The organism is Cupriavidus sp. IDO (assembly GCF_000812465.1).
Lineage (GTDB): Bacteria > Pseudomonadota > Gammaproteobacteria > Burkholderiales > Burkholderiaceae > Cupriavidus.
In genome coordinates, this window is record NZ_JWMA01000036.1 from 158,064 (window position 1) to 182,407 (window position 24,344).

The following is a 24,344-nucleotide window of genomic DNA, read 5'->3' on the forward strand; positions in this document are numbered from 1 at the left end:
ATACCAACATGCAACCGTCCTCGACTCTCGGCCCCGTGGCGCCGATCATTTTCCTGGCGATCGCGATCGCCGCGATCAACTGGATTGACCTGGCACGTGGCAAGGGCAAGCAAAGCGTCGCCTATCCGCTGTCGCTGCTGACCACGCTGGTGCTGACCGTCTGGTTCGGCCTCAACGCCGCCGGCGGCGAGACGCACTATGCGTTTTCGAACCTGGTCGTGATCGACCCGATGGCCAATGTGCTGTCGGCATTCTGTGCCGCGGGCCTGTTCGTGACCCTGGTCTATACCCGCCAATACCTTGCCGAGCGCGACATGTTCGCCGGCGAGTTCTACATGCTGGCGCTGTTCACCCTGGGTGGGCAGATCGTGATGATCACCGGCAACAACTTCCTGACCCTGTACCTGGGCCTGGAGCTGCTGTCGCTGTCGTCCTACGCGCTGGTGGCGCTGCGCCGCGATTCGCGCGTGACGTCGGAATCGGCGATGAAGTACTTCGTGCTGGGCGCACTGGCTTCGGGCTTCCTGCTGTATGGCATTTCGATGATGTACGGTGCGACCGGTTCGCTGAACCTGGGTGAAGTATTCCGCGTGGTCGAGTCGGGCCGCGTGAACACCACCATGCTGGCGTTCGGCGTGGTCTTCATCGTCGCCGGCCTGTCGTTCAAGCTGGGTGCCGCCCCGTTCCACATGTGGATCCCGGACATCTACGAGGGCTCGCCGACCGCGGTGACGCTGCTGATCGCGGGTGGTCCGAAGGTTGCCGCTTTTGCGCTGTTCATCCGCGTGCTGGTCGAAGGCCTGCTGCCGCTGGCCAATGACTGGCAGATGATGCTGATCGTGCTTTCAGTGATCTCGCTGGCGATCGGTAACCTGACCGCCATCGTGCAGACCAACCTGAAGCGGATGCTGGCGTACTCGACCATCTCGCACATGGGCTTCGTGCTGCTCGGCCTGCTGTCGGGCGTGGTGGCCAACAAGGCCGATGGCGCCGCCAATGCATACGGCGCATCGATGTTCTATTCGGTGACGTACCTGCTGACCACGCTTGGCACCTTCGGCATCATCCTGCTGCGCACTAACAAGGGCTTCGAGGCCGAAACGCTGGAAGACCTGAAGGGCATGTCGCGCCGCAACCCGTGGTTCGCCTTCCTGATGCTGGTGATGATGTTCTCGCTGGCCGGCATCCCGCCGACCGTGGGCTTCTATGCCAAGCTGTCGGTGCTGGACGCGGTGGTGAAGTCGGGCATGACCTGGCTGGCGGTGGTGGCAGTGATGTTCTCGCTGATCGGCGCGTTCTACTACCTGCGCGTGGTCAAGCTGATGTACTTCGACGCCCCGGTTGGCGAAGAGCAGCTGGAAGCTACCATGGGCCTGCGTTCGATGCTGAGCCTGAACGGCGCAGCGCTGATCGTGCTGGGCATTTTCCCGGCCGCGCTGATGAACCTGTGCTATCAGGCGATCCGCGCCACGCTGGGCTCCTGATCGTCCGGCCGGAAAACGTATGAGTTCCACCGCAGGCGGCTGGTTTGTCATCTTGTTGGCACTGATCAGTGCCAACCTGCCGTTCGTCAACCAGCGCCTGTTCGCGTTGATTCCGCTGCGCTGGCCGCGCAAGCCTTTGTGGCTGCGGCTGGTGGAACTGATCCTCTGCTATGGCATTGCCGGCGCCGCCGGCTTTGCGGTGGAGGCGAGCCTCGGCAACGCTTTCCCGCAGGGCTGGCAGTTCTATGCCATCACGGCCTGCATGATGCTGGTGTTTGCCTTCCCGGGCTTCACCTGGCAATACCTCGTCAAACACCGCGCCGCCTGAAGCCGGTCGTCAAGTCTCCGGGCGTGCGTGAACACCTCGGAGCATTCATGACTGACAAGACCAAGGGCAACCTGCCTTCGCCAGACAACGACGAAGGCCTCAGGGAAGAATGCGTCGCCTCCGCGACGCTGCATCGCGGCAAATTCCTCACGCTCAAGCAAGACATCGTCAGGCTGCCGAACGGCAAGCAGGCGGGGCGCGAGTACGTGCTGCATCCCGGCGCAGTCATGATGATCCCGCTGTTCGACGACGGCACCGTGCTGATGGAGCGCCAGTTCCGCTATCCGGTGGGTGAAGTCATGCTGGAATTCCCCGCCGGCAAGCTCGATCCCCAGGAGGGAGCGCTGCGCTGCGGCGAGCGCGAGCTGCGCGAGGAGACCGGCTACAGTGCGGCGCGCTGGGATTACCTGACACGCATCCATCCGGTGATTTCCTATTCGACCGAATTCATCGACGTGTTCCTGGCGCGCGACCTGACGCATGGCGAGGCAGAGCTCGACGACGGCGAGTTTCTGGAGACCTTCATCACGCCCGTGGGGCAGGTTATCGACTGGGTCCGCAATGGCCGCATTACCGATGTGAAGACCATCATCGGCGCATTCTGGCTGGAGAAAGTGATCTCCGGCGCCTGGCAGCCCGGCGAGCAGTCGCTGCCGCGCTGAGCGCTGGCGGCAGGCTGCGGCGCTCTGCGCTAAGCTGGGGAAGCGAACAACGCATGGACGTGATTTGATCGCCACGCGACTGTTCCGAACGGTCGTTCTAAAAAATTTAGCACGACCGTTCACAAAATTTCGATTCGCGGATAATATAGCTTTTGACGGGCTGGAAAGATCATGAAGGTGCTCGACCTGCGCTGTGCGCAAGACCATCGTTTCGAGGGCTGGTTTGCCTCGGAGGAAGATGCGCAATCGCAGATTTCGCGTGACCTCGTCCAGTGCCCGGTTTGCGGCGACCACGCCGTCAGCCGGCTGCCGAGCGCGCCGCGCCTGAATCTGTCAGGCGCGACCGCGAGGCCAGCGGGCCGGGCGGAGGGCAGCCCGCCGGCGCAAGCGCCGGCGGCCCAGATGACGCTGCAGGCGCTGTACCTGAAGGCAGTGAAACAGGTGCTGGCGCAGACCGAGGACGTTGGCGATCGCTTTGCCGAGGAGGCCAGGCGCATGCACTACGACGAGGCGCCGGAGCGCGGTATTCGCGGTTCGGCATCTGCGGAAGAGGTGCAGGAGCTGGCCGAGGAGGGCATCGAGGCTTTCCCGCTCGTAGTGCCGGATGCGCTCAAGCAGACGGCTCACTGAATTGCGTCCTGTGCCCGTTGCTGTCGGCGCATGACGCGCAGGCAGAACAATTCGCCGGCGGCCTTCCCAGAATGTGCCGGCACCACTGGAGACGGGCATGGATCTCAACTATTCGGCGTCCGACAACGCCTTCCGCGAGGAAGTGCGTAGCTGGCTCGAAGCCAACTTGCCGGCGGACATCCGCAGCAAGATTCTCAATCACCGTCGTCCGAACCGCGACGATCTGGTGCGCTGGCACAAGATCCTGGCCGGCAACGGCTGGTCCGCGCCGCACTGGCCCGTGCAGTATGGTGGCACCGGCTGGAATGCGACCCAGCGTCACATCTGGGACGAAGAGAACGCCCGCGTCGGCGCGCCCGGCGTGCTGCCCTTCGGCGTGGCAATGGTTGCGCCCGTCATCATGAAGTACGGCAGCGAAGCGCAGAAGCAATACTACCTGCCGCGCATCCTGGATTGCACCGACTGGTGGTGCCAGGGCTATTCCGAGCCGGGCTCGGGTTCCGACCTGGCCTCGCTGAAGACCCGCGCCGAACTGACTTCGGACGGCAAGCACTACATCGTCAATGGCCAGAAGACCTGGACCACGCTCGGCCAGCACGCCGACATGATCTTCTGCCTGGTCCGCACCGATCCCGAAGCGAAGAAGCAGGAAGGCATCTCCTTCCTGCTGATCGACATGAAGACGCCGGGCATCACCGTGCGCCCGATCATCATGCTTGACGAAGAGCATGAAGTGAACGAGGTCTTCTTCGACAACGTCAAGGTGGCGGTGGAGAACCGCGTTGGCGACGAGAACAAGGGCTGGACCTACGCCAAGTACCTGCTCGGCCATGAACGTACCGGCATCGCCCGCGTGGGCAATTCCAAGCGCGAGCTGGGCTTCCTGAAGCGCGTGGCGCGCCAGCAGCAGAAGAACGGCAAGCCGCTGCTGGAAGATCCGGTGTTCGGCGCCAAGGTGGCCGCGCTGGAAATCGAACTGATGGCGCTGGAAATCACGGTGCTGCGTGTCGTGTCGAGCGAGAGCGCCGGCAAGGGCCCCGGTCCCGAGGCTTCGATGCTGAAGATCAAGGGCACCGAGATCCAGCAGATGCTGACCGAACTGATGGTCGAGGCCGTCGGCCCGTACGCCCAGCCGTTCGACACCGCCTACCTGGAGTGCGAGCACGAGCACGCCGTGACCGGCTACGACGACGCCGCACCGCTGGCCGCGTACTACTTCAACTATCGCAAGACCTCCATCTACGGCGGGTCCAACGAAATTCAGAAGAACATCATCAGCCAGATGATTCTGGGGCTGTGAGGAGACACGCAACATGAACTTCAATCTCAGCGACGAACAGAAGCAACTGGCTGACGCCGTACGCCGCTTCATCGACAAGGACTACGACTTCGAGTCCCGCAAGAAGAACATCAAGAGCGCTGCCGGCTACGGCGAGGCCGCGTGGGGCTCGCTCGTCGAGCTCGGCCTCACCGCGCTGCCGGTGCCGGAAGAGCAAGGCGGTTTCGCGGGCACCGCGGTCGACATGATGGTGGTCCAGCAGGAACTGGGCCGCGGGCTGATCGTCGAGCCGTATCTGGCGACGGTGGTGGGTGCCTATGCCCTGAAGCTGGCTGGCGGCCAGGATGCGCTGCTCGAACAGGTTGCCGGTGGCGAACTGAAGCTGGCCGTGGCGTTCAACGAGCCGCAGGCCCGCTATGCGCTGAACGACGTGCGCGTGGCCGCGCGCGACGGCAAGCTCAGCGGCCGCAAGGTGGTCGTGCTGCATGGCGGCCAGGCTGACAAGCTGATCGTGTCGGCCCGCAGCAGCGGCGCCGAGGCCGACCAGGACGGCATCTCGCTGTTCCTGGTGGATGCAAAGGGCACGGGCGTCAGCATCAACGACTACCGCACCATCGACAACCTGCGCGCTGCCGACATCACCTTCCAGGACGCGCCGGCCCAGCTGCTGGGCACCGCAGGCAAGGCCTGGCCGCTGATCGAGCAGGTGGCCGACTACGCCGCCGTGCTGCTGTGCGCCGAAGCCGTGGGCGTGATGGATACGCTCAACGCCGCCACGCTGGAATACGCCAAGACGCGCCAGCAGTTCGGCCAGCCGATCGCGCGCTTCCAGGCGCTGCAGCATCGCATGGTGGAGATGTTCATCCATGCCGAGCAGTCGCGCTCGATCACGCTGCTGGCAGCGGCCCGCTTCGAGGAATCGACGCCGGAAGAGCGCCGCCACTATGTTTCCGCGGCCAAGGCCCGGGTCGGGCAGGCTGCCCGTTCGGTCGGCCAGGAGGCGGTACAGATCCACGGCGGCATGGGCGTGACGGACGAACTGCCGGCCGCGCACATGTTCAAGCGCCTGACGCTGATCAACACCACCTTCGGCGACGTGGATCACCACCTGGGCAGGTTCGCTGCCCAGCCGGGGTTCCAGCAAGCAGCCTGATCCCGCAGTACCAGTCAAAACCGCGCTGTAGTCCAGGCGCGGTTTTTTTCTTTGCGCGTTGTTAGGGTTGTGTTCGGCAAATACGGACACTCGGCTCTGCCCGCCGTGCGATCATCGTGCGGAAAGGTCAACGGCCAAAACATTACGGAGAGACAGTTCATGCTGTATTTCGAGGATTTTGAAGTCGGCAGCCGCCGCGAGCTGGGTTCCTACCTTGTCACGGAGGAAGAGATCCTCAGCTTTGCACGGCAGTACGATCCCCAGCCGTTCCATATCGACAAGGAAGCGGCCGCCAACAGCATCTACGGCGGCCTGATTTCCAGCGGCTGGATGACGTGCTCGATCATGATGCGCCTGCTGGTGCTCAGCGCCACTGGCAAGTCGGCCAGCATGGGCTCGCCCGGCGTCGACGAGATCCGCTGGCTCAAGCCCGTCTATGCGGGCGACACGCTGACCGTCGTGCTGAACGTGCTGGACACCCGCCCATCGCAGTCCAAGCCGGACCGGGGCGTGGTCCACACCCAGTGGGAAGCCACCAACCAGCGTGGCGAGCTGGTCTGCACCGTCAAGGGTATGGGGATGTACGGACGCCGCCCCGCCTAAGAACACTTAACCCGGAAATCGAGGAGACAAGCCCCATGCGTACCATTGCATCGCTGCAGGAACTGGAAAGCCTGCAAGGCCAGGAAGTCGCGGTCAGCGACTGGATGGAGATCACCCAGCAGCAGGTCAACCTGTTTGCCGAGGCGACCGGCGACCACCAGTGGATTCACGTCGACGTGGAGCGGGCGAAGAAGGAATCCCCGTATGGCGGTCCCATCGCGCACGGCTTCCTGACGCTCTCGCTGGTGCCGAAGTTCATGCACAACGCGCTGCACATGCCATCGAAGATCGGCGTGAACTACGGCCTGAACCGGGTGCGCTTTACGGCGCCGGTGCCCGTTGGCAGCCGCCTGCGTGCGCGCATCAAGCTGCTGAAGGTCGAGCGGCTGGATCCGCTGCCCAATTCGCCTGAGCTGGAGGGCGCCCAGTCCACCTGGGAAGTGACGATCGAGCGCGAGGGCAGCGACCGTCCGGTCTGCGTGGCCGAGTCGATCAGCCGCCGGTACGGCTGAGTGCGACAATTTGCCGCTGTTGAATTAGCGGCAGCCAGAAAGCCGCGCCTATGCGCGGCTTTCTGCATTTTTTGGCCAGAATTGAGAACCTTGATCCACATCACGAGTGTATGTAAAAGTACTCGTTGCAATTGTCCGGTTTTCTGAACAGTGTGTTCTGTGACGTTGGGTTTACCCGTAATGCTGCATTGCGGTACAGTCGCGCCCACGATGTTTTACGTGTTGCGCTCCCCGGCCGGAAACCGCGCTTGCCATGAAGGCAAGTCGGTCGAGAATCGCAAAAACCTCGTATTCCAACGCTGCCCGGCCGCTGTATCCAGCCGGGTCCGTTCGCGGTTTCGGCCATCAGGTACTCCAGCGCACGCCTTGTCGCCACAAGCGAGCAGCGCGCGCAGTCGTCAGTTGTCCTTCCGTGTTCATGGCGTTGCAAGGCCGCATGGTCCCCCGGCGCTAGATCCGCCACCAGACCGCAACGCCAGCTAAGGACACGTCCTTCCGGTTTTCCCTCAGCCCCACGCCTCTTGCGCAAGCATCAGGCGGTTTAGCCACGCTTTGCCCAAGCGCGGTTTAACCAGACCAGTCGTGACATGAAGAAACCCATACTGCCGCGGTGGACGCGGTTCCTGCCTTGCCTTGGCCTGCTCCTGCTGGCCGGCTGCAACCTGACGCTGCTCGACCCGAAAGGGCAGGTCGGCGTCGACATCAAAGGCATCATCCTGATCGCCACCTGGCTCATGCTGCTGGTGGTCGTGCCGGTCATCGTGCTGACCCTGGTGTTCGCGTGGAAGTATCGCGCCACCAATACGTCGGCGCGCTACGAGCCGGACTGGTCGCACTCCACCGCGATCGAGATTGTGGTTTGGCTGATCCCCTGCCTGATCATCGTGGCGCTGGGCATCATCACCTGGAAGTCTTCGCACGACCTGGATCCGTACAAGCCGCTGGAATCCAAGACCAAGCCGATCACCGTCGAGGCGGTGGCGATGAACTGGAAGTGGCTGTTCATCTATCCGGAACTGAAGATCGCGACGGTCAACCAGATCGCGTTCCCGGTCAATACGCCGGTGAACTTCAAGATCACGTCCGATTCGATCATGAACTCCTTCTTCATCCCGCAACTGGGCAGCCAGGTTTACGCCATGGCAGGGATGGAGACCAAGCTGCACCTGATCGCCAACGAGGCCGGCACGTTCGACGGCATGTCCGCCAACTACAGCGGTGGCGGCTTCTCGGGCATGAAGTTCACGGCCACGGCCATGTCGAACTTCGATTTCGACCAGTGGGTTGCCAAGGTTCGCGCTTCGTCGAATGCACTCGGCGCCGACGGCTACCGCAAGCTGGCCGAGCCCAGCGAGAAAGAGCCGGTCACCTACTACGGCAAGGTGGAAGACGAGCTCTTCCACGGCATCCTGCACAAGTACATGGGCAACGGCGGCGACGCCATGGCCGCCAACGGGTTCAAAGGCGGCCCGATCTGCACCTCGCGCAATACGCTGGGCGTAGAGCAGGTGTCCATGACCACGCCGACCAAGCCGGCGCTGGGCGCGCAATCCTAGGAGCAATGATGTTTGGCAAATTGAGTTTGTCGGCGATTCCGTTTCATGAGCCGATCATCATGATCACACTGAGCTGCGTCGCCCTTGGCGGGCTGGCGCTGCTCGGCGGGATCTCGTACTTCAAGAAGTGGAACTACCTCTGGAGCGAGTGGATTACTTCCGTCGATCACAAGAAGATCGGCGTGATGTACTGCCTGGTTGCCCTGGTCATGTTGCTGCGCGGTTTTGCCGATGCGCTCATGATGCGTACCCAGCTGGCTGTCGCCACCGGTGGCTCCACCGGCTTCCTGCCGCCCGAGCACTACGACCAGATCTTCACCGCCCACGGCGTGATCATGATCTTCTTCGTGGCCATGCCGCTGATGACCGGCCTGATGAACCTGGTCGTGCCGCTGCAGATCGGCGCGCGCGATGTGGCCTTCCCGTTCCTGAACACGCTGAGCTTCTGGCTGTTCGTGGCGGGCGCCATGCTGGTCAATGTGTCGCTGGGCGTTGGCGAATTCGCCAAGACCGGCTGGCTGGCCTATCCGCCGCTGTCGGGGCTGGACTTCAGTCCGGGCGTGGGGGTGGACTACTACCTCTGGAGCCTGCAGATCTCGGGCCTCGGCACGCTGCTGACAGGCGTCAACTTCCTGGTGACCATCCTGAAGATGCGCGCGCCCGGCATGACCCTGATGCGCATGCCCGTGTTCACCTGGACCGCGCTGTGCACCAACGTGCTGATCGTGGCTGCCTTCCCGGTGCTGACCGTGACCCTGGCGCTGCTGGGCCTGGACCGCTACCTCGGCATGCACTTCTTCACGAATGAGGCTGGCGGCAACGCGATGATGTACGTCAACCTCATCTGGATCTGGGGCCACCCCGAGGTGTACATCCTGGTCCTGCCGGCGTTCGGCATCTTCTCGGAAATCATCTCGACTTTCTCGGGCAAGAAACTGTTCGGCTACAAGGGCATGGTGTACGCGACCGCGGCCATCATGGTGCTGTCGTTCATCGTGTGGCTGCACCACTTCTTCACGATGGGCTCGGGTGCCAACGTCAACGCGTTCTTCGGCATCACCACCATGATCATCTCCATCCCGACCGGGGTGAAGATCTTCAACTGGCTGTTCACCATGTACCGCGGCCGCGTGCAGCTGACTTCGCCGGTGCTGTGGACCCTGGGCTTTATGGTCACGTTCGTGATCGGTGGCATGACCGGCGTGCTGATGGCAGTGCCGGCGGCTGACTTCGTGCTGCACAACAGCCTGTTCCTGATCGCTCACTTCCACAACGTGATCATCGGCGGCGTGCTGTTCGGCTACCTGGCCGGCATCACCTACTGGTGGCCGAAGGCGTTCGGCTTCAAGCTGAACGAGCGCCTGGGCAAGTGCGCCTTCTGGTGCTGGCTGGTGGGCTTCTACTTCGCCTTCATGCCGCTGTACGTGCTGGGCCTGATGGGCATGACCCGTCGCCTGAACCATACCGACAACGCGGCATGGACGCCGTGGCTGCACCTGGCCGTGGTGGGCGTGGTGTTCGTGGCGCTGGGCATCTTCTTCCAGGTGCTGCAGATCGTCGTGTCGATCCGCGACCGCAAGAAGCTGGCCGACGTGACCGGCGATCCGTGGAATGGCCGCACGCTGGAGTGGGCCACCTCGTCGCCGCCGCCGTTCTACAACTTCGCGCACACCCCGGTGGTGCGTGACCTGGACGCGTTCGCCGACATGAAGGCGCGTGGCGAGAAGATCCCGACCGAGGGCTATGCCGATATCCATATGCCCAGGAACACGGGCGCGGGCTTCATCATCGGCGCCTTCAGCCTGGCCTTCGGCTTTGCCCTGACCTGGCACATCTGGTGGCTGGCGGCGGTGGGCCTGGTCGGCATGGTGTGGGCGTTCATCCACCGCAGCAACGACGACCACATCGACTACTACGTGCCGGCCAAGGAGGTCGAGCAGATCGAAACGCGCCAATTGCAGCGCATTGCTTCGCAGGCCTGATAACCATGTCGACTGAAGTTCTTGATCGTATTCCCGCGCACGCCGGTGCGCCGGCGCATGCCCATGCCGACACGCACGGGCACGACCACGCGCACCACGATACCAGTGCCAACACAGTGTTCGGCTTCTGGATCTACCTGATGAGCGACTGCATCATCTTCGCTGGCCTGTTCGCGGCATTCGCCGTGCTGCGCGGCGAGATTGCGGGCGGCCCGTCGGGCAAGGAGCTGTTCGAGCTCAACTACGTGCTGGTGGAGACCTTCCTGCTGCTGTTCAGCTCCATCACGTACGGCATGGCGATGATCTCGCTACAGAACCGCAGCCTGAGCCGCGTGATGGTGTGGCTTGGCGTGACGTTCCTGCTGGGCCTGGGCTTCATGGCGATGGAAATCAACGAGTTCCACCACCTGATCGCCGAAGGCGCCGGCCCGGGCCGCAGCGCGTTCCTGTCGTCGTTCTTCACGCTGGTCGGCACCCACGGCCTGCACGTCGCAAGCGGCATGCTGTGGATGATCGTGCTGATGTGGCAGCTGTCGAAGAAGGGCATCACCCCGACCCTCGCCAAGCGCCTGACCTGCCTGTCGCTGTTCTGGCACTTCCTGGACGTGGTCTGGATCGGCGTGTTTACCGTGGTTTACCTGATGGGAGCACTGTGATGGCACAGCACAACGCACCGGCGGCGCACGCCGCCCACGACTCGCACGCCGCGCACGACACGCACGCCAGCTTCAAGTCGTACGCGATCGGCTTCATCCTGGCCGTGATCCTGACCGTCATCCCGTTCAAGCTTGTCATGGACGGCACAATGGACAAGGGCACCATCCTCTGGATCATCCTCGGCATGGCCGTGGTCCAGATGCTCGTCCACCTGAAGTACTTCCTGCACCTGGATACTTCGTCGGAGCAGCGCGGCAACGTGGTTGCACTGCTGTTCACGGCGCTGATCCTGGTGATCGTGGTGGCGGGTTCGCTGTGGATCATGCATAACCTGAATGCCAACATGATGCCGGGGATGAAAGGCTGACGACAGTCATCCGGTGGTCAACAAACGGGGTCCTTCGGGACCCCGTTTTGTTTCAGTGCCTGCCCATACCAGAACTTGCACAATTGACGGCACCGACCAGGTGGCGCGCGCCGCTCCCGATGGCTATACCCTGCTGCTCAATACCGCCGGTCCGCGGTCCACGTTTCGGAGGCGCCCCGGAACGGGTTGCCGCCGCAAGCTGCCGCGCTGTTCGGCGGTCTCCCTCGTCTTCAGATTGCCCCGCCATAGCCTGAGCCATTGCGCACGGCTGGGGCACGGGAGCGCGGCCCTGGTGCGCCGCCCCCCATCGCCAACTCGTTCGAGTCCCGGTCCTGCACTCACTGCACTCATTTGCAGCCGTGCACGGCCCCGGTGCGTCCTTGTTCCGCACTGTCATGGTGCGCGCCGGCTGGCGCCTGCCTGTTTGTATTGCTATCAGCCCGTCCGCCGTCCCTGCGGCGGCTTCCCGTCTTGGCACGCTAGTTGCAGAAGCATCACCCGGGGAGCGTAGTCCCTGACCAACACGACAAACGGGAGCTGCAATGAAACGACGTGACATGCTGAAGCTGTCGGCGATAGCCGCCGCGGCGATGATCGGAACCAGCCCGCTGGCGATGGCGCAGTCGAAGGAGCCGATCAAGGTCGGCATCCTGCACTCGCTGTCCGGCACCATGGCCATTTCCGAGACCTCGCTCAAGGACGTGGCGCTGATGACGATCGACGAGATCAACAAGAGCGGCGGCGTGCTGGGGCGCAAGCTGGAGCCGGTGGTGGTCGACCCTGCTTCCAACTGGCCGCTGTTCGCCGAAAAGGCGCGTCAGCTGATCACCAAGGACAAAGTCGCGGTGACCTTCGGCTGCTGGACCTCGGTGTCGCGCAAGTCGGTGCTGCCGGTCTATGAAGAGCTGAACTCGCTGCTGTTCTACCCGGTGCAGTATGAAGGCGAAGAGATGTCGAAGAACGTCTTCTACACCGGTGCGGCGCCCAACCAGCAGGCCATTCCGGCCGTGGAATACCTGATGAGCAAGGAAGGCGGCGGCGCCAAGCGCTTCTTCCTGCTCGGCACCGACTACGTCTACCCGCGTACCACCAACAAGATCCTGCGCGCGTTCCTGAAGAGCAAGGGCGTGGCCGACAAGGATATCGAAGAGGTCTACACGCCGTTCGGCCACAGCGACTACCAGACCATCGTCGCCAACATCAAGAAGTTCTCGCAGGGCGGCAAGACGGCGGTGATCTCGACCATCAACGGCGACTCGAACGTGCCGTTCTACAAGGAGCTGGGCAACGCGGGCCTGAAGGCCAAGGACGTGCCGGTGGTGGCGTTCTCGGTGGGTGAAGAAGAGCTGCGCGGCATCGACACCAAGCCGCTGGTGGGCCACCTGGCCGCCTGGAATTACTTCATGTCCGTGAAGAACCCCGAGAACGAAGCCTTCAAGAAGCAATGGGCGGCGTGGGTCAAGGCGAACAACCTGCCCGGCGGCGACAAGCGCGTGACCAACGATCCGATGGAAGCCACCTACGTAGGCATCCACATGTGGGCGCAGGCCGTGAAGAAGGCCGGCACCACCGACACCGACAAGGTGCGTGCCGCCATGTACGGCCAGACCTTCAAGGCACCGGACGGCTTCACGCTGACCATGGGCGAGAACCACCACCTGTACAAGCCGGTGATGATCGGCGAGGTGAAGGGCGATGGCCAGTTCACCGTCGTGTGGAAGACGCCGAAGGCCGTGCGTGCACAGCCGTGGAGCCCGTTCATCGCGGGTAACGAGGGCAAGCCGGACAAGGTGATGTAAGCGGACGCCAGTCCGCCCGCTGGCGACAGTTCCCTTCTCCCGCGATGCGGGGGAGGGGATCACGTTGCCGACACTCCGCAGACAAAGAAGAACAAGGCGCGCACGAGCGCCATCACTCCGCCAGCATCTATGCGTCAACCTCTATCGAATACCGCTGTGCCATGGCTGCGTGCCATCCTGGCCGTGCTGCTGCTGGCTGCAGCGCCGCTGTGGGCCGCCGCGCTGACGCAGGCCGACCTCAAGCCGCTGGCCGAAGACGATTTCGATGCCAAGACCGCCGCGCTGACCGCACTGGCCAAGGCGCCTCCCGAACAGGCTGGTCCCATCTTCAAGGCGCTGCAGGACGATGCGCTGCAGTTTGCCCCGTCGGTGGGCATGGTGCGCCAGGACGGTGACAAGCTGGTCGATGCCATCAGTGGCAAGCCTGTCACCGTGAAGGCTGGCGAGCTTGAGTCACTCACCCTGAACAACAGCCTGCGCGCACTGGTCGACAGCGCGGCCAGCAGCCTGCTGCTGCAGTCACCCGACATCGCAGTGCGCACGCAGGCCGTGAACACCTTGTTCGCCCAGCCGGAGAGCGCGTCGCGCGCCTCGGTCGAAGCCGCGCGCAAGAACGAGGCGGACCCGGGCCTGCGCGCCAAGCTCGACGTGATCTGGGCCAACACCGTACTGGCCGAATCGCCTGCCGAAGGCGACCGTGCCACGCACGACGCGCGGCTCGAAGCGATCCGCATCCTCGGCAGCGACAGCAATCCCCAAAGCCGCCAGAAACTGGCGCCGCTGATGGAGCGCGACAGCGCCGGCAAGTACCGCGAGCCCGACGCCGATGTGCGCCTGGCCGCCCAGCAGGCGCTGGACACGCTGCGCAGTGACCAGCGCCGTGCCGAGCTGATCGGCAACATGTTCGCAGGCCTGAGCCTGGGCAGCGTGCTGCTGCTGGCCGCACTGGGCCTTGCCATTACCTACGGCCTGATCGGCGTCATCAATATGGCGCATGGCGAATTCCTGATGATCGGCGCCTACGCGACCTACGTGGTGCAGACGCTGTTCCGCGCCTACGCACCGGGTGCCTTCGACTGGTATCTGCTGGCGGCGCTGCCAGCATCGTTCCTGGCCGCAGGGATTGTCGGCTTTGTGCTGGAACGCCTGGTGCTGCGCCACCTGTACGGCCGCCCGCTGGAAACGCTGCTGGCCACGTTCGGCGTGAGCCTGCTGCTGATGCAAGCGGTGCGTACGCTGTTCGGCGCGCAGAACGTCGAAGTGGCGAATCCCGTGTGGATGAGCGGCGGCATGGAGTGGCTGCCGGGCATGGTGATTCCCTACAACCGCGTCGTCATCATCCTGTTCGCGCTGGGCGTGGTGGCAGTGGCGTGGGCGGTGCTCAACCGCACCCGGCTCGGGCTGTTCGTGCGCGCCACCACGCAGAACCGCACGATGGCGGCATGCGTGGGCGTGCGCACGTGGAAGGTGGACAGCTATGCGTTCGCGTTCGGCGCCGGCATTGCCGGGCTGGGCGGCTGCGCGTTGTCGCAGATCGGCAATGTGGGCCCGGACCTTGGGCAAGCCTACATCATCGATTCGTTCATGGTGGTGGTGCTCGGTGGCGTGGGCCAGCTGGCTGGCACGATCGTCGGGGCGTTCGGCCTGGGCATCATCAACAAATTCATCGAGCCCTTCTATGGCGCGGTGCTTGCCAAGATCTTCGTACTGGTGCTGATCGTGCTCTTTATCCAGAAGCGGCCACAAGGACTTTTCGCGCTCAAGGGGCGCAGCGCGGAGGCATGATGCAGAGTTTCCAATCCAAGCCTTCGGCTGCACCATTCCGGCTTGCCGTGCCGGAACGCCAGCCGTTGTTTTCGCGGCGCGGCTGGCTGCTGCTGGTAGTGCTGGCGCTGGTCATCGCCATCGGCGTCCCGGTTTGTGCATTGCTGCTGCCGCCGGGCCATCCGCTGCATCTTTCGGCCTACGCGCTGACCCTTGTCGGCAAGATCATGTGCTTCGCGCTGGCCGCTATCGCGCTCGATCTGGTGTGGGGCTATTGCGGCATCCTGAGCCTCGGCCACGGGCTGTTCTTTGCGCTGGGCGGCTACGCCATGGGCATGTACCTGATGCGCTCGATCGGCCGCGAAGGCGTCTACAAGAGCGACCTGCCGGACTTCATGGTGTTCCTCGACTGGAAGGAATTGCCCTGGTTCTGGCATGGCACCGAGCATCTCGGCTACGCACTGCTGCTGGTGGTGCTGGTGCCGGGCGTGCTGGCGTGGCTGTTCGGCTTCTTCGCCTTCCGCTCGCGCATCAAGGGCGTGTACCTGTCGATCATCACGCAGGCGATGACCTATGCGGCGATGCTCCTTTTCTTCCGCAATGAGACGGGCTTCGGCGGCAACAACGGCTTCACCGACTTCAAGCGCATCGCCGGCTTCGCCATTGCCGCACCGCAGACCCGCACCGCCTTGTTCGTGCTGACGTTCCTCGCGCTGCTGGCCGGCTTCATTGCCTGCCGCTACATCGTCACGTCGAAGCTGGGCCGCGTGGTGACGGCCGTGCGCGATGCCGAGATGCGCGTGATGTTCTCGGGCTACAACCCGCTGGGCTACAAGCTCTTCGTGTGGACGTTCTCGGCCGTGCTGTGCGGCATTGCCGGCGCGCTGTACGTGCCGCAGGTCGGCATCATCAACCCGGGCGAGATGTCCGCCGGCAATTCCATCGAAATGGCGGTTTGGGTGGCCGTTGGCGGACGGGGCACGCTGATCGGGCCGGTGATCGGCGCGTTCCTGGTCAACGGCGCCAAGACAATGTTCACGGCCTACTTCGCCGAATACTGGCTGTTCCTGCTGGGCGCGATGTTCGTGCTGGTCACGCTGTATCTGCCGGATGGGGTGATGGGTCTTGGCAAGCGCCTGCGCGAACGCAAGCGCACCAGCCCGCCGGCACCCGGGTCGGCGCCAGCACCCAGCCCCGCCGTGGCGAGCCGAACCGGAGGTGAAGCATGAACGCCGCACTCGAACGTGGACAGGCGGAGAGCGGCAACGCCACCGGCCTGGGGCGCATTGTCGAACCCGGCACGATCGACGTCTCGCACGGTCCTATCCTCTACCTGGAAGACGTGACCGTGCAGTTCGACGGCTTCCGCGCGCTCAACAAGCTCACGCTGTCGATCGACCACGGTGAGCTGCGCTGCGTGATCGGGCCCAACGGTGCGGGCAAGACCACCATGATGGATGTCATCACCGGCAAGACCGGTCCGCGCAACGCCAGCGTCACCGGCCGCGTCTTCCTCGGCCAGACCATTGACCTGATGCGGCTGACCGAGCCCCGCATCGCACAGGCCGGCATCGGCCGCAAGTTCCAGAAGCCGACGGTGTTCGAGCAGCACGCCGTCTGGGAAAACCTGGAGCTGGCGATGAAGGCCGACAAGCGCTGGTCGTCATCGCTGCGCGCACGGCTGACTGGCGAGGGGCATCGCCGGATCGAAGAAACGCTCGCCTTGACCGGCCTGGAGGACGAGGCCTATCGACCGGCGGGACTGCTTTCACATGGCCAGAAGCAGCGGTTGGAGATCGGAATGCTGCTGATGCAGCAGCCGCAGTTGCTGCTGCTCGATGAGCCGGTGGCCGGTATGACCGACGAGGAAACCATGCAGCTGGCTGCGCTGCTGAACAGCCTGCGCGGCAGTTGCTCGATGATGGTGGTGGAGCACGACATGGAGTTCGTCGCGGCGCTGGCCGGCGACGGCGGCACGGTGACGGTGCTGGCCGAAGGCAGCGTCCTGGCCGAAGGCACGCTCGATGCCGTCAAGCGCGATGAACGCGTGATCGAATCCTACCTGGGAAGATAACCATGCTGCAAGTCAATGCACTGAACCAGTTCTACGGCGGCAGCCACATCCTGCGCGATGTCACCTTCGATGTGCCGCGCGGCAAGCTCACCACGCTGCTCGGCCGCAACGGCGTGGGCAAGAGCACGCTGCTGAAATGCCTGATGGGCGTGGTGCCCACCCGCAGCGGCAATATCAGCTGGGACGGCCACGCGCTGGAGAAGCGCCCGCCGTACGAGCGCGTCTCCGCCGGTCTGGCCTACGTGCCGCAGGGCCGGGAGATCTTTCCGCGCCTGACCGTGGAAGAGAACCTGCTGATCGGCGCGGCCAGCCGCGCGCGTCCTGCCGGCGTGCCGGACCGCATCTACCAGCTCTTCCCGGTGCTGCGCACCATGCGGCAGCGCCGCGGCGGCGACCTGTCCGGCGGGCAGCAACAACAGCTTGCCATCGGGCGCGCCCTGATGAGCGAACCGGGCCTGCTGATCCTGGACGAGCCGACCGAAGGCATCCAGCCCTCGATCATCCAGGACATCGGCCGTGCCTTGCGGCTGCTGGTCGATGAATTCGGCATGACGATCCTGCTGGTCGAGCAGTACTACGAGTTCGCCCGGCATATCGCCGACCACTACGTCGTGATGAGCCGGGGCGAGGTCGTGGCGAAAGGCGAGGGCGCCAACATGGAGCAGGACGGCGTGCGGGAGCTGATCGCGGTGTGAACGGCGCGACATAGGCGACAAGTGTCGTGCCGGCCGCTTCCGGTGAGGCGGGCGGCACGCTATGATGGATTGCATCGGAAGCGGCATCACGCCTGATGCCGCCGCGCCCGTCGCCTACATCGTCCTACACCGTCGCCGGCCAACTCCCAGCCATGCGTCATCCAGACTTTCCTTCGACGCTTGCCGTGCCTGCCGCATGGCAGGCCAGCCTGCGCCTGCGTTTTGCCGAGCGTGGCGTACGCACCGCTCTTGTCGAGCGGCGCCACCTTGGTCCGCTGCTGGTGCAGAAGCCGCTTTATCCCGAGGGCGGCATCTGCCACGTGGTCATCCTGCATCCGCCCGCTGGCGTCGCGGGCGGCGACAGCCTGGATATCGAGGTCACTGTCGAGCCCGGCGCGCATGCGGTACTGGCAACGCCGGGCGCGACCAAGTGGTACAAGTCGCTCGGCCGGGAGGCTGCCCAGCATCTCCGGCTGGCCGTGGAAGCCGGCGCGCGGCTGGACTGGCTGCCGCAGGAAAACATCGTGTTCGATGATGCACGCGCACGGATTGCCACCGAACTGACCATTGCCCCCGACGCCAGCGCCATCGGCTGGGACGCCGTGGTGCTCGGCCGGCAGGCCTCCGGCGAGCAGTGGGCGCGTGGCGCCCTGTGGCTGGATACGCAGGTACGCAGCGGCGGCAGGGCGGTGTGGATCGAACAGGCTCACTTCGACGCCGCTTCGCCGCTGCGCAGCGCGGTGGCCGGGCTCGACGGACTGAACGTGCTTGGCACGCTGTGGGCAGTGGGCGAGGGCGCCACGCAGGCACTGGCTGAGTCGCTGGCGGAACGGCTGCCCTACACCGCCGATCTCCGTGCCGGGGTGACCTGCTTTGCCGCGCATGGCCAGTCGATGCTGTTGCTGCGTGTGCTGGGCAGACAGATGGAAGCGGTCAGGCAGGTTATGGTCGATAGCTGGAGCGCATTGCGCGGGCCGGTGCATGGCGTGCCGGCACGTCCGCTACGGCTGTGGGCGACGTGAAAAGCCGCATTCGACATCAATAGAACAGAAAAACAAGGACTCCGACGATGGAACTGACACCCCGAGAGAAAGACAAGCTCCTGATCTTCACCGCCGCGCTGCTGGCCGAGCGCCGCCGCGCGCGCGGGCTCAAGCTCAACTATCCGGAAGCGGTGGCGCTGATCACCGCCGCGATCATGGAGGGCGCACGCGATGGCCGCACCGTCGCCGAACTGATGCACGAAGGCACCACCGTGCTGACGCGCGAGGATGTGATGGAGGGCGTTGCCGAGCTGATCCCCGAGATCCAGGTCGAGGCGACCTTCCCGGATGGGACCAAGCTGGTCACCGTGCACCACCCCATCGTCTGAATCCATTCCCACAACAAGACCAACCGAGAGCCGATATGAACCGTTCCGCCTGCGCGCGCCTGGCACTGGGTGCCACCCTTTCCCTGTCCGCCGCTGCTGCGTTTGCACACCCGGGGCACGATGCCGCGACCGTCGGCGCCAGCCTGTGGGCCGGTCTGCAGCATCCGTTCACGGGTGCCGATCACCTGCTGGCGATGGCGGCAGTCGGCATGTGGAGCGCGCTCGGCGCACGCTCGGCCGCCGATACGCTGCGCCTGCCGCTGGCCTTTGTCGCGCTGATGCTGGCCGGCGCCGCGCTCGGCCTCGCGGGCTTCGCCTTGCCGGCTGTTGAGCCGATGATTGCGGCGTCGCTGCTGGTGGTCGGTCTGCTGGTCGCGCTGCGGGCGAAGCTGCCGGCGTGGGCCGGCATGGCGATTGTCGGCGGCTTTGCCGTTTTCCACGGCTTCGCGCATGGCGCAGAACTTCCGACCACGGCAGGGGCGTTGCCGGGCGTGCTGGCCTACGTCGGCGGGTTTGCCGTTGCCACGATGGCGCTGCACCTGGCCGGCATCGTGGCCGGCACCGCGCTGCGCAACCGCGCTGGCTGGCTGGCGCGTGCTGCAGGCGCAGGCGTCGCGCTGTATGGCGTGGGCCTGCTGGTTGCATAAGGAGAACGCGATGATCCCCGGTGAACTGATGCCCGCCGACGGCGAAATCGAACTCAATGCCGGCCGTGCCACGGTGAGCGTGACGGTAGCGAATACCGGCGACCGGCCCATCCAGGTCGGCTCGCATTTCCATTTCTACGAAACCAACGCAGCGCTGTCGTTCGACCGCGAAGCCACGCGCGGCTTCCGCCTGAACATCGCGGCAGGCACCGCGGTGCGTTTCGAGCCTGGCCAGACCCGCACCGTGGAACTGGTCGCGCTCGATGGCGACCGCATCGTCTACGGCTTCAACGGCAAGATCATGGGAGCGCTGTGATGGCAAAGATTTCCAGGCAGGCCTATGCCGAGATGTTCGGCCCGAGCACTGGCGACCGCGTGCGGCTGGCCGATACCGGGCTGATCATCGAAGTCGAGAAGGACTTCACCATCTACGGCGAAGAAGTGAAGTTCGGCGGCGGCAAGGTGATCCGCGACGGCATGGGCCAGAGCCAGCGCATGGCGAAGGATTGCGTCGATACCGTCATTACCAATGCGCTGATCGTCGACCACTGGGGCATCGTCAAGGCCGATATCGGCCTCAAGGGTGGCCGCATTGCTTCCATCGGCAAGGCCGGCAATCCGGACATCCAGCCTGGCGTGACCATCGTGGTCGGGCCCGGCACGGAAGTGATTGCGGGGGAGGGCATGATCGTCACCGCCGGCGGCATCGACAGCCATATCCATTTCATCTGCCCGCAGCAGATCGAAGAGGCGCTCATGAGCGGCGTCACCACCATGATCGGCGGCGGCACCGGCCCGGCAACAGGGACGTTCGCCACCACAGTCACGCCGGGGCCGTGGTTCATGGAGCGCATGCTGCAGGCGGTGGATGCCTACCCGATGAACATCGGCCTGCTCGGCAAGGGCAACGCCAGCCAACAGGGGCCGATCCTGGAGCAGGTCGAGGCCGGCGCCATCGGCCTGAAGCTGCACGAAGATTGGGGCACCACGCCGGCCGCGATCGATACTTGCCTGTCCGTGGCCGATGCGACTGACACCCAGGTGGCCATCCACACCGATACGCTCAACGAAGCCGGCTTTGTCGAAGCCACCATCGCCGCATTCAAGGGCCGCACAATCCATACGTATCACACCGAAGGCGCCGGTGGTGGCCACGCGCCCGACATCATCAAGGTCTGCGGCGAGGCCAACGTGCTGCCGTCGTCCACCAACCCGACGCGCCCGTACACGGTCAACACGCTGGACGAGCACCTCGACATGCTGATGGTGTGCCACCACCTCGACCCCGCCATTGCCGAGGATATTGCCTTTGCCGAAAGCCGCATCCGCCGCGAGACGATTGCTGCCGAAGACATCCTGCACGATCTGGGTGCGTTCTCGATGATCTCCAGCGACTCGCAGGCCATGGGGCGCGTGGGGGAGGTCATCATCCGCACCTGGCAGACCGCGCACAAGATGGCGATGCAGCGCGGCAAGTTGCCGGGCGACCCCAACGATGCGCGCGGCGGCCACGACAACTTCCGCGTCAGGCGCTATATCGCCAAGTACACCATCAACCCGGCGCTGACCCACGGGATTGCGCATGAGGTGGGCTCGGTCGAGGTGGGCAAGTGGGCCGACCTGGTGCTGTGGCGTCCGGCGTTCTTCGGCGTCAAGCCGAGCCTGATCCTGAAGGGCGGCATGATTGCGGCGGCGGCGATGGGCGATCCTAATGCGTCGATCCCGACACCGCAGCCGGTGCACTATCGTCCGATGTTTGCGTCTGCGGGCGGGGCGTTGCACAAGTCGTCGCTGACCTTTGTCTCGCAGGCGGCACTCGCGGCGGGCGTAGGGGAACGCTACGGGCTGGCCAAGACGCTTTCGGCCGTGCGGGGCACCCGCACGGTGAGCAAGCGGGACATGGTGCACAATGACTGGCAGCCGCAGGTCAGCGTCGATCCCGAGACCTACCAGGTCGTCGCGGACGGCCAGTTGCTGATGTGCGAGCCGGCCACCGTGTTGCCGATGGCGCAACGCTACTTCCTGTTCTGAGTGACATCGCTTTCCCCAGAAATCCGCATGCTGAAGATCGACAAACTCCTGAGCGCCCCGCACGGCATCGCCGCCGTGCTGGTGCGCCGCGCCCCGAAGCTGGTCCTGCCCTTTGCCGAACGCAGCAAGAGCCGCCTGCGCGCCGTGCTGGACAACGGCGAAGAAGCCGCGCTGTTCCTGCCACGCGGCACGGTGCTGCGCGGTGGCGACCTGCTGGTGGCCGAGGACGGCAGCTTTGTCGAAGTCCAGGCCGCGACGGAGTCGGTGTTGCAGGTGCGCTCGGAGGATCCGCATGCGCTGATGCGCGCGGCCTACCATCTCGGCAACCGCCACACGCCGGTGGAGGTGGGGCGCGATTACCTGCGCCTGGAGTTCGACCCTGTGCTGGCCGATATGCTGGCGCGGCTGGGTGTCAGCACGGAACGCGCCGAACTGCCGTTCGAGCCCGAAGCTGGTGCTTATGGCGGCGGGCACAAGCATGGCCACGACGCTACGTTTGCCGAAGACTATGCGGCGGCGCAGGCGGTGTTCCACGAACATCATGGGCATGACCATGCCCATGGGCATTCGCATTCGCACGACCACGATGATGCCGATCATGTGCATGACGATCATTGCGGGCATAAGCATTGAAGCGGCCGGCGCGGCTCGCGCGCGCCGCTGCATCGTTGCAGTGCTTGCACTCCGGAGCTGCACGGCGCTGAGACTAACTGGCGCAGTCCTGAAACAGATTGGGCAGATTGTGTTGTTGGCTGGAGACGGCATTCGGGCCGGCGTGATGCCATGACACAACTCCGCCAACTCATCTCCCTGCTGCACCTCGCTTCCCCCGCGCTCCCTATCGGCGGCTTCAGCTATTCCCAGGGTCTGGAAGCCGCCATCGACTGCGGTCTTGTTCACGATGCCACCACCGCCGAGCGCTGGATCCAGGACAACCTGCTGCACGTCCAGGCCCAGTGCGAGGCGCCGCTCTGGCTGCTGCTGCACCGGCACTGGCGAAGCGGCGAGCTGGCCGAGGTGCGCGCATGGAACGACTGGTTCCACGCCACCCGGGAGACGGCCGAGCTGCGGCTGGAAACCGAGCAGATGGGCTGGTCGCTGGCGAAGCTGGTGGCGCAGATGGAGTGGGGCGACGCAGCGTTGCGCGAAGGCCTGGCGTCGCTGTCGCCGGTCTGCCTGACCACGGCGTTCACCGCCGCGTGCGTGGCGCTCGATGTGGAAGCCCGCGACGGCCTCGCTGCCTATTGTTTCAACTGGGCCGAGAACCAGGTCGCGGCCGCCATCAAGGCTGTGCCGCTCGGCCAGGTTGCCGGCCAGCATATGTTGCGGCGCCTGCATGGCGCAGTGCTGCTCGTGGTTGACGAGGCCGGGCGCCGCGCCGAAGCCACCCCGCCGCAGCTCTCTACGTTCTCACCCATGCTGGGATTGTTGTCCGCGCGGCATGAGACCCAGTATTCCCGGTTGTTCCGATCCTGAATCCAGATCCCATCATGACCCAGGCCCGTACCAAGAAGAACCCTCCGCTGCGCGTTGGCGTCGGCGGCCCTGTCGGTTCCGGCAAGACCACGCTGCTCGAAATGCTGTGCAAGGCCATGCGCGAGCGCTATGACCTGGTCGCCATCACCAACGATATCTACACCAAGGAAGACCAGCGCCTGCTGACCATCTCGGGCGCGCTACCGGCCGAGCGCATCATGGGCGTGGAAACCGGTGGCTGCCCGCATACGGCCATTCGCGAGGATGCGTCGATCAACCTCGAGGCCGTCGACCGCATGCTGGCGAAGTTTCCCGATGCCGATGTGATCTTCATCGAGTCGGGCGGCGACAACCTCGCCGCCACCTTCAGTCCCGAACTCTCCGATCTGACGATCTATGTCATCGACGTCGCGGGTGGGGAGAAGATCCCGCGCAAGGGCGGGCCGGGCATTACCAAGTCCGACCTGCTGGTGATCAACAAGACCGATCTTGCGCCCTACGTGGGCGCATCGCTCGAGGTGATGGAAAGCGATGCACGCAAGATGCGCGGCGCCAGGCCGTTCGTCATGGGCAGCGTCAAGTCGGGGCAGGGGCTGGATGAGGTGATCCGCTTCATCGAGAAGCAGGGGATGCTGGGGCTCTAGTCCCAAAGCATCCCCTCAGCGAAAGCTGCCCTTCCTTGCCAGCGCACGCGCAACCGCTGCCACCAGGTTCAACTCGGCGTCGTTCAGCTCCGCCATATGCCGCAGCGTGGCTTCGATCGCGACGTGCTGCGTGTTGCCGAACCGCGCGCGTAGCTCCTCCACGCGTAGGGCGGTGGTGTCGTGCTGGTTGAAGTCGAGCATGTCCATGGGCGATACCGCGAGCGTATCGGCGAGCGTGCAGATGTTCGCCAGCGCAACGTTGCGCTTGCCGCCTTCGATGCCACTGAGATAGGACCGGGACAGGCCGCTCTCGAGCGAGAGCGTTTCCTGTGACCATCCGCGCTGCTTGCGCAGCCAGGCGAGATGCAATCCGAATAGTCTGAGAGTTCGGGCAGTCATGGGTGGTGATGAAATCCGAGTCGGTCCGAGGCTAAGGGCTTGAACTGCTGACAAAATAGTTGCGCGTTCTTGCGCAGTTGTGCACAATTTGCGCATGATACGCACGATGGTCAGCATTCAAGAGGCTGCGGCGTTTCTGGGCGTCTCGGCGCAAACGCTGAGGCGCTGGGAGCGCGAAGGCAAGCTCATTGCGGACGAACGCACAGCCGGCGGGCGTCGTCGCTACGATC

General features: G+C 64.4%; 27 protein-coding genes. 26 read left to right on the plus strand and 1 reads right to left on the minus strand.

Annotated elements, in window-relative coordinates:
• Positions 1–8 precede the first annotated feature (8 nt).
• The 25 genes from nuoN to ureG all read left to right on the plus strand — a co-directional run bounded on the left by nuoN (position 9) and on the right by ureG (position 23,715).
• Positions 9–1,484, plus strand: coding sequence for an NADH-quinone oxidoreductase subunit NuoN (nuoN, locus tag RM96_RS12995; RefSeq protein WP_039010987.1), 1,476 nt, complete (start codon positions 9–11; stop codon positions 1,482–1,484).
• Between the two features lie 19 nt (positions 1,485–1,503).
• A complete protein-coding gene (locus tag RM96_RS13000) occupies positions 1,504–1,812 on the plus strand; it encodes a DUF2818 family protein (protein WP_039010988.1) in 309 nt (102 codons plus the stop codon).
• Positions 1,813–1,859: 47 nt separating this feature from the next.
• Entirely contained in the window at positions 1,860–2,474 is a 615-nt protein-coding gene (locus tag RM96_RS13005) for an NUDIX domain-containing protein (RefSeq protein WP_039010989.1), read from the plus strand.
• Positions 2,475–2,645: 171 nt separating this feature from the next.
• A complete protein-coding gene (locus RM96_RS13010) occupies positions 2,646–3,104 on the plus strand; it encodes a DUF1178 family protein (protein ID WP_039010990.1) in 459 nt (152 codons plus the stop codon).
• Between the two features lie 97 nt (positions 3,105–3,201).
• Positions 3,202–4,404, plus strand: a complete 1,203-nt coding sequence (locus RM96_RS13015; RefSeq protein ID WP_039010992.1) for an acyl-CoA dehydrogenase family protein — start codon at positions 3,202–3,204, stop codon at positions 4,402–4,404.
• Positions 4,405–4,417: 13 nt separating this feature from the next.
• A complete protein-coding gene (locus tag RM96_RS13020) occupies positions 4,418–5,536 on the plus strand; it encodes an acyl-CoA dehydrogenase family protein (RefSeq protein WP_039010994.1) in 1,119 nt (372 codons plus the stop codon).
• A 159-nt stretch (positions 5,537–5,695) separates the two neighbouring features.
• Complete coding sequence (locus RM96_RS13025; RefSeq protein WP_039010995.1) at positions 5,696–6,139, plus strand: MaoC family dehydratase; 444 nt, start codon at positions 5,696–5,698, stop codon at positions 6,137–6,139.
• Between the two features lie 35 nt (positions 6,140–6,174).
• Positions 6,175–6,651 (plus strand): MaoC family dehydratase, encoded by a 477-nt coding sequence (locus RM96_RS13030; protein WP_039010998.1) that lies wholly within the window; start codon positions 6,175–6,177, stop codon positions 6,649–6,651.
• Between the two features lie 587 nt (positions 6,652–7,238).
• Complete coding sequence (cyoA, locus tag RM96_RS13035) at positions 7,239–8,207, plus strand: ubiquinol oxidase subunit II (RefSeq protein WP_039011000.1); 969 nt, start codon at positions 7,239–7,241, stop codon at positions 8,205–8,207.
• An 8-nt stretch (positions 8,208–8,215) separates the two neighbouring features.
• Positions 8,216–10,189 carry a cytochrome o ubiquinol oxidase subunit I gene (cyoB, locus tag RM96_RS13040; protein ID WP_039011060.1) on the plus strand — a complete coding sequence of 658 codons (1,974 nt, stop codon included), beginning with the start codon at positions 8,216–8,218 and terminating at the stop codon, positions 10,187–10,189.
• A 5-nt stretch (positions 10,190–10,194) separates the two neighbouring features.
• Positions 10,195–10,845 (plus strand): cytochrome o ubiquinol oxidase subunit III, encoded by a 651-nt coding sequence (cyoC, locus tag RM96_RS13045; RefSeq protein WP_039011002.1) that lies wholly within the window; start codon positions 10,195–10,197, stop codon positions 10,843–10,845.
• Entirely contained in the window at positions 10,845–11,213 is a 369-nt protein-coding gene (gene cyoD / locus RM96_RS13050; protein WP_039011004.1) for a cytochrome o ubiquinol oxidase subunit IV, read from the plus strand. The genes cyoC and cyoD overlap by 1 nt, the downstream gene beginning before the upstream one ends.
• A gap of 542 nt (positions 11,214–11,755) precedes the next feature.
• On the plus strand, positions 11,756–13,012 hold the full coding sequence (gene urtA / locus RM96_RS13055; protein ID WP_039011006.1) for an urea ABC transporter substrate-binding protein: 1,257 nt from the start codon (positions 11,756–11,758) through the stop codon (positions 13,010–13,012).
• Between the two features lie 129 nt (positions 13,013–13,141).
• A complete protein-coding gene (gene urtB / locus RM96_RS13060; RefSeq protein ID WP_052279487.1) occupies positions 13,142–14,797 on the plus strand; it encodes an urea ABC transporter permease subunit UrtB in 1,656 nt (551 codons plus the stop codon).
• Positions 14,797–16,005, plus strand: coding sequence for an urea ABC transporter permease subunit UrtC (gene urtC / locus RM96_RS13065; protein ID WP_039011007.1), 1,209 nt, complete (start codon positions 14,797–14,799; stop codon positions 16,003–16,005). Before urtB ends, urtC begins: the two co-directional genes overlap by 1 nt.
• Positions 16,002–16,850, plus strand: coding sequence for an urea ABC transporter ATP-binding protein UrtD (urtD, locus tag RM96_RS13070; protein ID WP_039011008.1), 849 nt, complete (start codon positions 16,002–16,004; stop codon positions 16,848–16,850). The genes urtC and urtD overlap by 4 nt, the downstream gene beginning before the upstream one ends.
• A gap of 2 nt (positions 16,851–16,852) precedes the next feature.
• Positions 16,853–17,545: an urea ABC transporter ATP-binding subunit UrtE gene (urtE, locus tag RM96_RS13075; RefSeq protein ID WP_039011010.1), complete on the plus strand. Its 693-nt coding sequence runs from the start codon at positions 16,853–16,855 to the stop codon at positions 17,543–17,545.
• Positions 17,546–17,697: 152 nt separating this feature from the next.
• A complete protein-coding gene (locus RM96_RS13080) occupies positions 17,698–18,567 on the plus strand; it encodes an urease accessory protein UreD (protein ID WP_039011064.1) in 870 nt (289 codons plus the stop codon).
• Positions 18,568–18,614: 47 nt separating this feature from the next.
• Positions 18,615–18,917, plus strand: a complete 303-nt coding sequence (locus tag RM96_RS13085) for an urease subunit gamma (RefSeq protein WP_035868631.1) — start codon at positions 18,615–18,617, stop codon at positions 18,915–18,917.
• Positions 18,918–18,952: 35 nt separating this feature from the next.
• Entirely contained in the window at positions 18,953–19,564 is a 612-nt protein-coding gene (locus RM96_RS13090; RefSeq protein ID WP_039011013.1) for a HupE/UreJ family protein, read from the plus strand.
• Positions 19,565–19,574: 10 nt separating this feature from the next.
• Positions 19,575–19,880 carry an urease subunit beta gene (locus RM96_RS13095; protein WP_039011015.1) on the plus strand — a complete coding sequence of 102 codons (306 nt, stop codon included), beginning with the start codon at positions 19,575–19,577 and terminating at the stop codon, positions 19,878–19,880.
• Complete coding sequence (gene ureC, locus RM96_RS13100; RefSeq protein ID WP_274520182.1) at positions 19,877–21,595, plus strand: urease subunit alpha; 1,719 nt, start codon at positions 19,877–19,879, stop codon at positions 21,593–21,595. The genes RM96_RS13095 and ureC overlap by 4 nt, the downstream gene beginning before the upstream one ends.
• 27 nt (positions 21,596–21,622) lie before the next feature.
• On the plus strand, positions 21,623–22,228 hold the full coding sequence (gene ureE / locus RM96_RS13105; RefSeq protein ID WP_039011019.1) for an urease accessory protein UreE: 606 nt from the start codon (positions 21,623–21,625) through the stop codon (positions 22,226–22,228).
• 150 nt (positions 22,229–22,378) lie between these two features.
• Positions 22,379–23,071: an urease accessory protein UreF gene (locus RM96_RS13110; protein WP_039011020.1), complete on the plus strand. Its 693-nt coding sequence runs from the start codon at positions 22,379–22,381 to the stop codon at positions 23,069–23,071.
• A 14-nt stretch (positions 23,072–23,085) separates the two neighbouring features.
• Entirely contained in the window at positions 23,086–23,715 is a 630-nt protein-coding gene (ureG, locus tag RM96_RS13115) for an urease accessory protein UreG (RefSeq protein WP_039011023.1), read from the plus strand.
• A 15-nt stretch (positions 23,716–23,730) separates the two neighbouring features.
• Here the strand turns inward: ureG and RM96_RS13120 are convergent, their stop codons facing one another.
• Complete coding sequence (locus tag RM96_RS13120; RefSeq protein ID WP_039011024.1) at positions 23,731–24,114, minus strand: helix-turn-helix domain-containing protein; 384 nt, start codon at positions 24,112–24,114, stop codon at positions 23,731–23,733.
• A gap of 106 nt (positions 24,115–24,220) precedes the next feature.
• Between RM96_RS13120 and RM96_RS40695 the strand changes: the two genes are divergently transcribed.
• On the plus strand, positions 24,221–24,344 hold a 124-nt coding region (locus RM96_RS40695), incomplete at its 3' end, for a MerR family DNA-binding transcriptional regulator (protein ID WP_039011026.1).